Raw genomic sequence first — 11,858 nt, 5'->3', positions numbered from 1 at the left:
TTGAAGCCGATACTTGTTATAAAATTTGGTACAGCTGCCATCACCACCGAGAAAGGGGAGCTTAACGAGGATGTTATACGTGATATTGCCCGTCAGGTGTCGGTATTGCACCGGCAGTATCATATCGTTATGGTATCGTCGGGGGCGGTTGCGGCCGGGAAAAGTTACCTGAGCAAGTACAGTCGTACGTTAAGCGAGCGTAAAGCGGCGGCGGCCATTGGTAACCCGCTGCTGATTACCAAATATGCGCATGAATTTGCGCCTTACGGGATTGCCATTGCCCAAAGCCTGTGCGAACGGCATCATTTTTCTAACCGCGGACAGTTTTTGCAGCTTAAAAAAACGTACGAAAAACTGTGGGATAACAACATTATTCCGATAGCGAACGAGAATGATGTGGTGAGCAATCTGGAGCTTAAATTTTCGGATAACGACGAGCTGGCTACGCTGATTGCCGTTGGATTTAAGGCTTCGGTATTGCTGTTCAGTACGTCGGTTCCGGGTGTGCTGGATAAAGATAAGCAGGTTGTGCCGCTGCTGGATACCTCCGATAAGAACAGTTTGCTGCTGGCTAACAAAGAAAAATCGGCTTCCGGGCTGGGCGGAATGACCTCGAAGCTGACTTTTGCACGACTGGCAAACCAGATGGGTATTAAGGCGGTAATTTTCGGGATAAAAACCCCCGATGGGATATTAAAAGCGGTAAAAGGCGAAACCGGAACGGTTTGTATGCCGCAGCCTTGCACAATACCGGCCCGTAATCGCTGGCTGGCCAGTGGAAGCATTGCCAAGGGCCGGGTGAAGATTGACGCCGGTGCCTGTAAGGCCCTGCAGGACAGGCATAGCTTGCTTGCTGTAGGTGTAAAAGCCATTACCGGCGATTTTGAGGCGGGCGAGGTATTTGAGATATTGGACGAGAAAGGCGAGGCGGTTGCCGTGGCAAAAGCCAGAATTTCGTCACAAAAACTGGGTGAGAGTTTAAAAACCGTGGGCGTTGAAGTCGCTCATGCAAATGATATCGTATTATTGTAAGATGGAAAGTATTTTACCACTTCTGAAGGACGCGGCGCAGGCCACAACTGGCATTAAGTTGTTAGATGATGCCTCCAGGCAGCAACTGTTACGCAGTTTGGCTGTAAAGTTGCGTCGCGATGTGCAGCATATTATCGCAGAGAATAAAAAGGATCTGGATAGAATGGATGATGCCGACCCTAAAAAAGACCGTTTGTTACTGAACGAACAGCGTATTGAGGATCTGGCCCAAAGCCTGGAAGATATTGCGCTGTTGCCAGACCCATCGAACCAGGTGTTGGTGGAGAAAACGCTGGCTAACGGGTTGAAAGTTCAGAAAAAAACAGCGCCATTGGGTGTAGTAGGGGTAATTTATGAATCGCGGCCCAATGTAACCATTGACGTGGCTGCTTTATGCATCCGTTCGGGTAATGTATGTGTGTTGCGGGGTGGAAGCGACGCTTTTTATACCAATACTGTTTTGGTTTCTATTATACACGAGGCGTTAAAAGAGTTTAACCTGGATGTAAACACGGTACAGCTATTGCCTGTTGACCGGAAGTTTATAGCGGAACTGTTAACCGCAACTCAATATGTTGATATTTTGATTCCCCGCGGTTCGCAGCAGCTGATTGATTATGTACGTGAACATGCCCTTGTTCCGGTTATTGAAACCGGCGCCGGTGTTTGTCATACCTATGTTGAGGCTTCCGCCGATCTGGCCAGCGCCGCGGATATTGTGACCAACGCCAAAGTTTCGCGACCTTCGGTTTGTAATGCCCTGGATACTGTGTTGGTTGATAAGGCCGTTGCCGGCGACTTTTTGGGCCTGGTGGCTCCAAAGCTGGCTGCCTATGATGTGGAGATATTTGCGGATGAGGCTTCGTACGAGGCGCTCCGGCAAAATAATTATCCTTACCTGCAAAAAGCCAGCGCCGAAGATTATGGTCGTGAGTTCCTGGATTTTAAATGCTCGGTAAAAGTGGTTGATGGTATTGATGAAGCGCTTGCACACATTGCCGCTTATTCTTCCAAACATTCGGAGGCTATTGTTTCGGGTAATCCCGACTTGCAGGAGCGTTTTCTGAATGCCGTGGATGCCGCTGCCGTTTATGCCAATGCTTCAACCCGGTTTACCGATGGCGGTGTGTTTGGTCTGGGCGCCGAAATAGGAATTTCTACACAAAAACTTCATGCCCGCGGCCCGTTTGCGCTTGAAAAGCTGGTAACCGAGAAATGGTTTGTACGTGGTAACGGACAGGTGCGCTAATAAACTATTGTGTGGACAAACCACATAGAAGCATAGAAATAACATAGGCCATGTTGCGAATGCAAACGCTATGTTTTTCTTTAATTGTTACATGGTTCATGTTGTTGATTCTAAGCTGATTGCAGGTTTTGAATTTTTACTTAACGACAGTTTTTAACCACATGTTGAAAACTGCCGCTTGCTGAGCCGGTCGTTTCGTGATACCATTGCGGGATGATGAGGATTAGAACAGCATTGTTGCGTGGCGCAGGTTTGTGCCTTGCAGCATCGATACTATTTACATCATGTAAATCAAAGAAGGTATTGTCTGATGCCAGCAGTCTCCGCGGACAGAAAAAGGTGTCGGGCAATGTACGTGAGCGATATGCCGAATTGCTCAATGTTCCCGAACGGCAAATCAGGAATGAAAGATTATATCGCTTTGTAGACGACTGGATGGGTGTGCCTTACCGGGATAACGGGATGGATAAACGTGGTGTGGATTGTTCCGGCTTTACATCTATTCTTGAAAAAGAGGTGTTTAATACCGATGTACCCCGTATTGCACGGGTAATGGCCGATAATGTAAAACGTAAATACGAAGATCAGTTAGAGGAAGGCGATCTGGTGTTTTTCGATTTTAACGGCAAAAAATTCAGCCATGTAGGCGTGTATCTCCAGAATAACAAATTTGTACATGCATCCAGTAGTAAAGGGGTTATTATCAGCGATTTAAAAGACCCCTGGTACTATAAATATTTCTCACGCGGCGGAACATTGCGGAATTGACTTTGTTGTATCTTTATATAAAATGCTGTAACATGCGTTATATAAAGATGGGCTTACGTAACGTACTGATCATTCTTACCTGCTGGCTGTGGTTAAATCCCTCAACATCACAGGCGCAGAATATCCGGTTATTAACGCTGAACCAATTAGAAAGCCGCCTTGCTGCCGGAAAAGATACCACCTTTATCGTTAATTTCTGGGCCACCTGGTGTGTGCCTTGTGTGGCAGAATTGCCCGATTTTGAAAAGTTACAAGCAACTTATTCCGGTAACAAACTGAAAGTATTGCTGGTAAGTCTTGATTTTAAGTCGAAAGTTAACAGCACGGTTATTCCGTTTATAAAGAAGCAGCACCTTCGTAATGAGGTTTATGTGTTGAATGAAACCAATCAGCAGGAATATATTGACCGGGTAGATAAAAGCTGGTCGGGAGCTTTACCGGCTACCTTAATGGTAAATACCACCAGGAATCTGCGTCAGTTTTTTGAACGGGAATTTACGTATCCGGAACTGGAACAAACATATTTATCACTAAAATAATAGCTATGAAATGGTATTTGATCACTTGCTTTATTGCATTAGCAGCTTTTGCAAAAGCACAGGGCGGTTATAAGGTTGGCGATGCCGTGGCTGATTTCAGCCTGAAGAATGTGGATAATAAAACGGTGGCTATGGCCGATTATCCCGCAGCGAAAGGCTTTATCGTTATTTTTACCTGTAATACCTGTCCGGTAGCGCAGGCGTATGAAAGCCGGATTATTGCGCTTCACAATAAGTATGCGCCTAAGGGTTATCCGGTAATTGCCATTAACCCGAACGATCCAAACACTCAACCCGGGGATTCATTTTCCGAAATGCAGAAACGGGCTAAGACTAAGGGTTATTCCTTTGCTTACCTGGAAGATACCGGTAACCAGGTTGCCGACCGCTTCGGCGCTACCCGTACGCCACACGTGTATATTATCTCAAAGGAAGATGGCAAAAGTGTTATTCAATATATTGGCGCTATTGATAACGATACTGAGAATGCCAACCCGGATAAAATAACTTATGCTGAGCAGGCTGTTGATGCGTTGTTAAATGGTAAGAAGCCTGCTATTACGTTCACTAAAGCGGTAGGATGTAGTATTAAGCGGAGCAGGGGTTAGAGCGGTTTTATTCTGGGATCCAGAAGACAATTATCTAATCCAGAGGTAGGTCACACATGAAATGGGTGTGTTAATACTGGAGTGCTTTCTATGTAGACGATATCTGGATCAATATCAATTACATCATCCCATTGCACTATTCCATTTTTTACTGTCACCTTGCTGCAAAACGCCTCATCTTTTAATGGCTCGTAAACTGGATAATCGAGGTATTTGCACAAATCGAATTCTTTTATTTCATTGTTGTTGAAAGTTACTATTAGCTTATGGTGAGGCTTATACTTTACAAAAGATACTCTTGGATTCATATTACAACAATTATTTTAAAGGGTCTATATTAAACACTTTGTTCCCGGTAACTGCCAGTTGCCAATTTGCCATTAAATCTTCCTGGTGGATTTCAATCCATGCCAGTACCAATTTTTCTTTGTTTTTCGGCAAAGATCCTTCTAATAACCTTCCGTTAGGAATCTCATAAACCCCTTCTTGTTCTCCGTATTTTACGTGGATATGGGGCAAATGATGCTTTTTTGTATCCAAATAATACATGGCTACAATTAAACCGTAAAACATTGATATAACGGGCATTTTAAAATGAAATTTAAAAACTAACGAAGCTAATTTACCGAAAAAAATTAATATTGTCTTCCGAGATTAAGGTAAGAAAGGAATACCTGTACCCTTATGGCGAAAGCTTTGCCTTTAGATGTGAGACATAAATTCAATACCAATCAATAGTACAAAGAGAATGGAATACTTTGGTCTCAACATAGTATATGTACCCTCACACCAGCGATTTCAACCCATCAAAAACGGTTTCAATAAAGGTTGAAAAATGTAAGCCGTTGCTTTGATTGAAAAATAACATCACGATGATCAGTATGGCGGCTATAACGATAAACCGCCTGAACATCATAGCGATAACAATCAGTATCAGCGGAATGGCGATAAGCAGCAGCCAGCTTATTTTTATGGGATTCAGGTCGTTATCCTTTTTGATAACGTAGTATAATTTGGCATGTGTACCGGTATCGTTATGATGCCTGATATAAACAAATGTAGATTTGTCTATAACCTGAGGGGCAACAGCAATTCCGTCGTTAAATTTCAGTTCCTGCTCAAAACCGTTGAGGGAGAATTGGAATGTACCGTTGATGTTTTCGAGTGGTTTTTCATCGGCATCGGTGGCAATAATGGCCAGCTTGTTGTTTTTTAACAGGTTTTCTTTAACAATAAAGTTGTTAATTGCCATTTGCTGTGCCATTACCGGCACGCTTACCAGCAATCCGAAACACCATAGAAAATAATTGATCAGCTTCATTTTTATTCGATAGAACGTTTATTATACAACAAATACCCGATATGAAACATTACGCCGTATCGCTTCTGGCTATCATCGTAATGGTTAATGCTTAACGATATGGGGCCAAGAAATGTGGTATAAACTAACCCGGCAGTAGCAGCGTAATGCCTGTTAGCAAAAATAGAACTATAGCTGACATCCTGTATATTATTGAGCTGAAATTCTTTGAACGGCGCAAAGAGATAACCTTCCAGCCGGAAATCGAGTCGTTTTTCCAGCCGGAAAACATTTTTAATCCCTAAAGCAGCATAACTATCCGCCCTGAAATTCTTTAACAACAGTGATTTTGAATCCTGTAAAGGATAAAATGCCGGTGCGCTTAGCACGGTCGACATGTAATTGCTAAAGGCTGGCTTATTGCTGGCAACGGCCTCGGCCAGGTAACCAAACGTGTACCATTTGCGCCTGTACACATAATGCTCGGCGCTTGCTTTTAAGGTGAACCATTGCCGGTGCGCTGATTGCTCAGGCTGGCTGGTACTGATCAGGATATTACCGGGCCGGTAACGTTCAAGCCCGTTATAATAGCTGGCGCTGGCCTGAAAACTGATCCCGGCGCTGGCATATTGTTTGCGGTTTAGTGTGTTTTTCCCCATGCTGATGCTGGCCAGGAACCCGTTAAAACGGGTAAAATCCAGAATGTCACCGGCAGTAAACGTATTATTGGGACTGTACTTGTCTTTAAAATTGATATATCCGGCTAACGCTTCAACCTTTCCGTGTTTGTATATGGGCATCCCGGCTTTGATGGCTGCCTTTAAATCAGATTGCTCCACATAAATAGGTTTTACGTTTTCCACGAAGATCTGGCTGGTGCTGTAAAAATTCCAATGGTTATAGGTGAATTCACCTTCGAGATATAACGGCGTTTTCAGCGGATAATCTACACGGGACAGGGCTTGTATGGATTCATAGAAACGTCCGGAATAAAAATTAGTGTTAAAGGTGTACGATTTCCGGTGGAGGTAATTATACTGTAAACCTACATAAGCATTGCTGATCGGTCGCGACGAAATGTTGCCTCCAAAGTCAACCTTAAATGTGCGCTGCGGCTGTGCCTGTAACTCAAAATCATACACGTTTTTATTCGGACGGTATACCATCCGGGGATATACCGTTTCAAAGTTATCGTCGGCAACCAGGCGATAATAACCTTCTCTGATATCTTCAATATCAATGTGTCTGCTGTCGTGTCTGATCACGTGCTCTACATAATATCGTTGCTTTGAATTGAGTCCGGTAACCTGCACTTTATCAAACTGCAGGTCAAGGATCTGTGTATTAAACCGTTCCCGGCGCTCCTGTAGCTCCTTGGCGCTGGTGCGACGTTTTACAGCCGCCTTAATGGCAGGCATTTCGGCCATGGTAGCATCGTATCCTTTTTTGATCAGTTCGGCTACCGGTGTAAAGTTGGCGACGCTGAAATCCGTCAGGTCGGGTTGCAGGTAAGTACCCTCTTTACCGATGGATGTAGAATCGCTTTTAGAAAGGAACATGTAAATTAAAAAACGGTTCATCAGGCGCTCATCGCTGTTTTTTGGATACTCATTGAACACTTTGGATGAAACATTGGTGCCAATAATATAATCGGGTTTAAACTCTTTCTTCATCACATCCACAGGAAAGTTATCATACAATCCGCCATCGAACACATAGCGTCCGTTTACTTTAATTGGCCGGTAAACCAGCGGAACGGTCATGGTTCCCCTTACGGCTTCGGGAAGGCTGCCGTTATTAACAGCAATCATTTTTTGCGACAAGATATCGGCAACAATGCAACGGTAGGGGACAAACAGGTTGTCGAAATTGTCGTGCGCTGTTGCGGATGCCCGCGATAGTAATTCAAGCAACGCAAAATTGAGCGGGATATCATTCACCAGGTTCGAGCGTATTTTGGCCTGAAATCCGGAATCGAGCTGAAGCTTGGCGGTAACAAACGAAGGATTATCCGGCTTTTTACGAAAAAAATAAGAGTAATTGCTTGAAAAACGTCCGCTTACCCAGTTCTGAAAGTCGGGACTGAGCGCTATCTTCTCAATCTGTTCCGGCGAATAACCGGCAGCATACATACTTCCTACAATGCCGCCCATTGATGTGCCAACAATATAATCTATGGGAATATGATTTTCTTCCAATGCCTTGAGTACACCGATATGCGCTAATCCTTTGGCCCCGCCTCCGCTAAAAACCAGCCCCACTTTCTGGGCCCGGATAGAAAAGGTGGTGAAGAGCAAAACTACAGCTAAAACGTACTTCATAACAGGATGCAACTAAAATAGCTAAAACAGGCGACTATTCTTAAGTCAAAAGTTAAAAGTTAAAAGTCAAAATAGTGACAGCGACAAAATCATCACTATAAAAACAAATTTGCCGGTCGATTTATTTTATGCAGTAGAATAAAACAAGAGTATTAATGTCGGGATTTTTCCGTACAGCCTGTCCCGGGAGAAACAATTCGGGTTACAGGACGCAACTTTTTAATTGTTGATGTGTTTTTATTGTCTTGCAAGACTTCAATAAGCTTTGTTTTTTTAATTCTTAATTTTGACTTTTTAATTTTTCACCATGAAAACATATAAGATCCGGCTTTGGATAATGCTGCTGATTATGCTAAGCTGCTTCAGTGTACAGGCACAGAAAAAAGATAAGCAGGTTGCCGTAAAAAATATGATTGATAAACGGAACTATAACTTTATAGCTCAAACGGCTATACCAACAAGCGGGCGTACCTGGAACCTGACCACAGAGTATACCTTAACGGTTACCAAAGATTCGATAATGTGCTACCTGCCTTATTTCGGCCGGGCGTATGTTGCGCCTATGGATCCGACTAAAGGTGGCATTGAGTTTAAATCGAAAAAGTTTGATTATAAGAGTGTAAAGGGCAGAAAAGGAGGGTGGGATATTACTATTACACCCAATGATACCGAGGATGTCAGGCAGCTGCAGCTCAGTATTTCTGACGATGGTTACGCCTCGCTCAATGTAAACAGCAATAACCGTCAGGCTATATCTTTTAATGGTTATATTGAGGAGAATACACCGAAGAAGTAGTCGCCGGATTTGACTTTAAACTTTAAACCTTTAACTTTCAACTCCATTATGCGTTGGACTTTTTTTATTCAGCAAAAACTTAAGGTTGCTGCATTGCTGGCCTGCATTATGGCGCTCATCGTGATAACCAATTTACTGGGGCGTAAAAGTGTTGGCGATTTCAGTCGTTCATTTTCTGCTATTTACAATGATCGCCTGGTGCCTGCAACGGATATTTTTCACCTGACAGAAAACTTATACCATAAGCGTTTCCTGATTGAGGATCTGCTTTTTTCTGAAAATACCGATGCTCATACAGTGGCGGGTAAGCTGGATGAACACAACAGGCATATCGCGACCCTGGTAACAAAATACGAAAAAACATACCTGGTAGACCGTGAATCCCAATCGCTTGATCGCTTTAAACGGTTACTTGGTAATTATTCGCAGTTAGAGCAAGCCATCATCCGGCTAAGCCGGGATAATTACAAGGAAGCGGGAGCGAATCTGTATAAAACGGAAGGGAAACCGGCGCATCAACAGATTATAAAGCAACTTGCCGAATTGACTGATATACAGGCTTTGGTTGGCAATGAGCTGATCAAAGATTCGGCCGGAATAGCAGCTACTGCCAACCTGTTATTTTTTATACAAATTGTGCTGGCTATGGTTATTGGCGCTATTATTATGGCTCTGGTGTTGTCTTCTAAAATTACGGGTAAAGTGCAGCATGATTATAATCTGAATTAAGATGCTGCAATAGAACTCTGGCTTTTTATTTTATTTTGAGCGTTTGGGGATTTCTTCTTCCATCTCTAATGGTTAAAATATACAAACTGTTTTCGACGATTTCGTAATACAGCAAATAATCCTTTATGACTTTTACATAAACATTTGGGAGGTCTGTCTTTTTGCCAATTTTAGGAAATTTCAATATCAGGTTCAATTGTACATTGATAAGGGAATTAAGTTTTAAACTATAAGTTTTGGATTTATTTCTGTTGACCCCATATTGAAGGATTTCGATAAATTCTTTGCTCGCTCTGGACGACCAGATTATTTTTTCAACCATTCACGGATTTCATTTTGTACTTCTTCATGTGTGAAAAAGTTCCCGTTAGCAATCTGGTTTCTTGCTTCGTGGATTGCATCCTTTTCTTCTTCTGTGGTTTCAAAAACACTATTATCAGACTGAAACCTGAGTAATTGTCGTATTTCCTCAAGCCTGCTTTTCTCTGTGATATTGGTTATTTGATTAATTAAATCTATTTTCAATTCTGCAGTGCTCATATCTGTATCTCCGTTTATAATATAAAGATAGCGTTTTTTTGGAATGAAATTATTTACGTTCTTATATAAGAAGCTTTCCAGGTTTTTACTTTTGAATTTTTACTTTCAACTTAAGCTGATATATTTTCCCGCATCGGTTATTACCCGGTGTGAAAGCGTTTCCAGGTTGGGAACCCGGCCCAATAACGGTGCTTTACTGTAGTTAAGAATATAATTTTCCGAAGAACTATCATTAGGCCCATTGAACACAATTCCTGCTAAGGGAATATGTTTCAGGCGAAGCATTTCTAAGGATAACAAGGTGTGATTAATGCTGCCCAGGTAATTTTTTGCAACCAGTATCACCTCCAGTTCCAGCTTTTTGATCAGGTCAATGATCAATGTCTTTTCATTAAGTGGAACCATTAGTCCGCCAGCGCCTTCAACAACCAGGCTGTTCGTGGTTTGGGGCAGCCTGATCGTGTCAGGGTCAATCTGAATGCCGTCAATTGCGGCTGATTTATGGGGTGAAAAAGGTTGTGTAAGCCGGTATGCTTCGGGGTGAAATACGGTTACCGGGTTAGCTACCAGTTGCTTGATGGTGAGCGTATCGCTGTTATCCAAATCGCCAGATTGTATCGGTTTCCAGTAATCTGCCTGTAGTTTTTCGGTAACAATAGCCGACACAATGGTTTTTCCGATGCCTGTATCAATGCCGGTAATAAAGAAGCGTTTCATATCAAATAAGTCAAAATTCAAAAATAAAAATTCAAAAGGCCAGACTCGCAAGCCAACTGGTTTTAGCTAAAATGGGGCCATTATTTATATCAGCTCATTAATCGCCTGCGTAAGCGAAATAATCTCGGTATCGCTGTTAAACAGGTGCAGACAAATCCGTAACCGTTCTTTACCTTCCGGGACAGTGGGATGCAATATCGCCCGGACATCAAATCCAGCTTCCTGTAATCGTAAAGCCGTATGTCGTGTTTGTGCGTTACCACCAATAATAATGCTCTGAATAGCCGATCGGGACGGTATAAGCGATATGTTAGCACGAATGTTTTCTTTAAACAGCCGGATTTTTTGCTGTAACACGTCCTGCAAATTTTCTTCCCGGAGCAATCGGTACGCTGCTTTTATGGCTGCATGGGTATAGAAAGGGGCCGCGGTGGTATAAATAAATGAACGGGCGAAATTGATAAGATAGCTTTTTAAAACATCGCTCCCTAAAACAATAGCCCCGTGAACGCCCATCGCCTTCCCGAAAGTGACCACACGGGCAAAAATCCGCTTGCTTAAACCGTATTGTTGAACCAATCCGCAGCTATTTGGGCCTAAAATGCCTGTGGCATGCGCTTCATCAACAATTAATGCGGCCTGGTATTTTTCGGCAAGCTGTGCAATTTCCAGTAACGGAGCTTCATCGCCATCCATAGAATAAATGCTTTCCACGGCAATGAAAATGTTTCCCTTAGCTGCTTTGAGCTTGTCTTCCAGGTGAGTTAAATCGTTATGTCTGAACGTAAAACGGTTAGCATGGCTCAGGCGAATGCCATCAATAATAGACGCGTGGATCAGTTCATCCGTAATAACGGTATCTCCACGTTGTAAGATGGCCGAAAATAACCCGATGTTGGCATCGTAACCGGAGTTGAATAACAATCCGGATTGGGCCTCATGGAGACCGGCGATCTCCTGTTCCAACTGTTCGGTGTACCGGTCGTTGCCGGATATAAGCCTTGAACCGGTTGATCCGTTGGGATAGTCGGGGTAACGTTTCAATTCATTGCTGATAAGCTGTTTCAGTACCGGCGATCGGGAAAACCCTAAATAATCATTAGAGCAGAAATCTATGCGGCTGGTGTTTACCTGTAGCTCCCGTAGTGCCTTACTTTTACTGCGTTCACGCAATCTTTCCTGCATAAAACCGGTTACGGGATGTATTTCCATTGCTGCCAAAAATAAAAAAAGCGGCCGATATAAGGCCGCTTTTCACT

15 protein-coding genes are annotated in these 11,858 nt (G+C 43.1%); 7 read left to right on the top strand and 8 right to left on the bottom strand.

The annotated features are described in order from the left end of the window. From proB to FW774_RS05730, 5 genes are all read left to right on the top strand, one after another. Complete coding sequence (proB, locus tag FW774_RS05750) at nucleotides 1–1,032, top strand: glutamate 5-kinase (RefSeq protein WP_149347228.1); 1,032 nt, start codon at nucleotides 1–3, stop codon at nucleotides 1,030–1,032. Between the two features lies 1 nt (nucleotide 1,033). After that, on the top strand, nucleotides 1,034–2,281 hold the full coding sequence (locus tag FW774_RS05745) for a glutamate-5-semialdehyde dehydrogenase (protein WP_149347227.1): 1,248 nt from the start codon (nucleotides 1,034–1,036) through the stop codon (nucleotides 2,279–2,281). 213 nt (nucleotides 2,282–2,494) lie between these two features. After that, nucleotides 2,495–3,049, top strand: a complete 555-nt coding sequence (locus FW774_RS05740) for a C40 family peptidase (protein WP_242457749.1) — start codon at nucleotides 2,495–2,497, stop codon at nucleotides 3,047–3,049. Nucleotides 3,050–3,081: 32 nt separating this feature from the next. Beyond that, a complete protein-coding gene (locus FW774_RS05735; protein ID WP_242457748.1) occupies nucleotides 3,082–3,588 on the top strand; it encodes a TlpA disulfide reductase family protein in 507 nt (168 codons plus the stop codon). A 5-nt stretch (nucleotides 3,589–3,593) separates the two neighbouring features. Further along, on the top strand, nucleotides 3,594–4,196 hold the full coding sequence (locus FW774_RS05730) for a thioredoxin family protein (protein ID WP_149347226.1): 603 nt from the start codon (nucleotides 3,594–3,596) through the stop codon (nucleotides 4,194–4,196). A 50-nt stretch (nucleotides 4,197–4,246) separates the two neighbouring features. On the opposite strand, the gene FW774_RS05725 is transcribed toward FW774_RS05730, so the two are convergent. The 4 genes from FW774_RS05725 to FW774_RS05710 all read right to left on the bottom strand — a co-directional run bounded on the left by FW774_RS05725 (nucleotide 4,247) and on the right by FW774_RS05710 (nucleotide 7,817). After that, entirely contained in the window at nucleotides 4,247–4,504 is a 258-nt protein-coding gene (locus FW774_RS05725) for a DUF2442 domain-containing protein (protein ID WP_149347225.1), read from the bottom strand. A 10-nt stretch (nucleotides 4,505–4,514) separates the two neighbouring features. After that, on the bottom strand, nucleotides 4,515–4,784 hold the full coding sequence (locus FW774_RS05720; RefSeq protein WP_149347224.1) for a DUF4160 domain-containing protein: 270 nt from the start codon (nucleotides 4,782–4,784) through the stop codon (nucleotides 4,515–4,517). Between the two features lie 196 nt (nucleotides 4,785–4,980). Beyond that, nucleotides 4,981–5,517: a hypothetical protein gene (locus tag FW774_RS05715; protein ID WP_149347223.1), complete on the bottom strand. Its 537-nt coding sequence runs from the start codon at nucleotides 5,515–5,517 to the stop codon at nucleotides 4,981–4,983. A 2-nt stretch (nucleotides 5,518–5,519) separates the two neighbouring features. Further along, complete coding sequence (locus tag FW774_RS05710; protein ID WP_149347222.1) at nucleotides 5,520–7,817, bottom strand: patatin-like phospholipase family protein; 2,298 nt, start codon at nucleotides 7,815–7,817, stop codon at nucleotides 5,520–5,522. Between the two features lie 307 nt (nucleotides 7,818–8,124). On the opposite strand from FW774_RS05710, the gene FW774_RS05705 reads away from it, so the two are divergent. Together FW774_RS05705 and FW774_RS05700 are read left to right on the top strand one after the other, a co-directional pair. Then, nucleotides 8,125–8,613, top strand: a complete 489-nt coding sequence (locus FW774_RS05705; RefSeq protein ID WP_149347221.1) for a DUF4251 domain-containing protein — start codon at nucleotides 8,125–8,127, stop codon at nucleotides 8,611–8,613. A 48-nt stretch (nucleotides 8,614–8,661) separates the two neighbouring features. After that, a complete protein-coding gene (locus FW774_RS05700) occupies nucleotides 8,662–9,342 on the top strand; it encodes an MCP four helix bundle domain-containing protein (RefSeq protein ID WP_149347220.1) in 681 nt (226 codons plus the stop codon). Nucleotides 9,343–9,367: 25 nt separating this feature from the next. Here the strand turns inward: FW774_RS05700 and FW774_RS20850 are convergent, their stop codons facing one another. The 4 genes from FW774_RS20850 to FW774_RS05680 form a co-directional block, all read right to left on the bottom strand. Continuing rightward, nucleotides 9,368–9,664 carry a type II toxin-antitoxin system RelE/ParE family toxin gene (locus tag FW774_RS20850; RefSeq protein ID WP_149347219.1) on the bottom strand — a complete coding sequence of 99 codons (297 nt, stop codon included), beginning with the start codon at nucleotides 9,662–9,664 and terminating at the stop codon, nucleotides 9,368–9,370. Continuing rightward, nucleotides 9,649–9,882 (bottom strand): hypothetical protein, encoded by a 234-nt coding sequence (locus FW774_RS05690; RefSeq protein WP_149347218.1) that lies wholly within the window; start codon nucleotides 9,880–9,882, stop codon nucleotides 9,649–9,651. The genes FW774_RS20850 and FW774_RS05690 overlap by 16 nt, the downstream gene beginning before the upstream one ends. 105 nt (nucleotides 9,883–9,987) lie before the next feature. Beyond that, complete coding sequence (gene bioD / locus FW774_RS05685; RefSeq protein WP_149347217.1) at nucleotides 9,988–10,599, bottom strand: dethiobiotin synthase; 612 nt, start codon at nucleotides 10,597–10,599, stop codon at nucleotides 9,988–9,990. A gap of 84 nt (nucleotides 10,600–10,683) precedes the next feature. Beyond that, a complete protein-coding gene (locus tag FW774_RS05680; protein WP_149347216.1) occupies nucleotides 10,684–11,811 on the bottom strand; it encodes an aminotransferase class I/II-fold pyridoxal phosphate-dependent enzyme in 1,128 nt (375 codons plus the stop codon). Between the last annotated feature and the right edge of the window lie 47 nt (nucleotides 11,812–11,858).

This window comes from Pedobacter sp. BS3 (assembly GCF_008274585.1).
Taxonomy (GTDB): domain Bacteria; phylum Bacteroidota; class Bacteroidia; order Sphingobacteriales; family Sphingobacteriaceae; genus Hufsiella_A.
Note: the sequence above shows the minus strand (reverse complement) of the source record. Positions and strands in the feature narration are given on the sequence as shown.

Bases quoted from the DNA above. Each gene is read 5' to 3' on its own strand.
- FW774_RS05745 (WP_149347227.1), top strand. From the start codon at position 1,034: ATGGAAAGTATTTTACCACTTCTGAAGGACGCGGCGCAGGCCACAACT.
- FW774_RS05740 (WP_242457749.1), top strand. From the start codon at position 2,495: ATGATGAGGATTAGAACAGCATTGTTGCGTGGCGCAGGTTTGTGCCTT.
- FW774_RS05735 (WP_242457748.1), top strand. From the start codon at position 3,082: ATGCGTTATATAAAGATGGGCTTACGTAACGTACTGATCATTCTTACC.
- FW774_RS05730 (WP_149347226.1), top strand. From the start codon at position 3,594: ATGAAATGGTATTTGATCACTTGCTTTATTGCATTAGCAGCTTTTGCA.
- FW774_RS05725 (WP_149347225.1), bottom strand. From the start codon at position 4,504: ATGAATCCAAGAGTATCTTTTGTAAAGTATAAGCCTCACCATAAGCTA.
- FW774_RS05720 (WP_149347224.1), bottom strand. From the start codon at position 4,784: ATGCCCGTTATATCAATGTTTTACGGTTTAATTGTAGCCATGTATTAT.
- FW774_RS05715 (WP_149347223.1), bottom strand. From the start codon at position 5,517: ATGAAGCTGATCAATTATTTTCTATGGTGTTTCGGATTGCTGGTAAGC.
- FW774_RS05710 (WP_149347222.1), bottom strand. From the start codon at position 7,817: ATGAAGTACGTTTTAGCTGTAGTTTTGCTCTTCACCACCTTTTCTATC.
- FW774_RS05705 (WP_149347221.1), top strand. From the start codon at position 8,125: ATGAAAACATATAAGATCCGGCTTTGGATAATGCTGCTGATTATGCTA.
- FW774_RS05700 (WP_149347220.1), top strand. From the start codon at position 8,662: ATGCGTTGGACTTTTTTTATTCAGCAAAAACTTAAGGTTGCTGCATTG.
- FW774_RS20850 (WP_149347219.1), bottom strand. From the start codon at position 9,664: ATGGTTGAAAAAATAATCTGGTCGTCCAGAGCGAGCAAAGAATTTATC.
- FW774_RS05690 (WP_149347218.1), bottom strand. From the start codon at position 9,882: ATGAGCACTGCAGAATTGAAAATAGATTTAATTAATCAAATAACCAAT.
- bioD (WP_149347217.1), bottom strand. From the start codon at position 10,599: ATGAAACGCTTCTTTATTACCGGCATTGATACAGGCATCGGAAAAACC.
- FW774_RS05680 (WP_149347216.1), bottom strand. From the start codon at position 11,811: ATGGAAATACATCCCGTAACCGGTTTTATGCAGGAAAGATTGCGTGAA.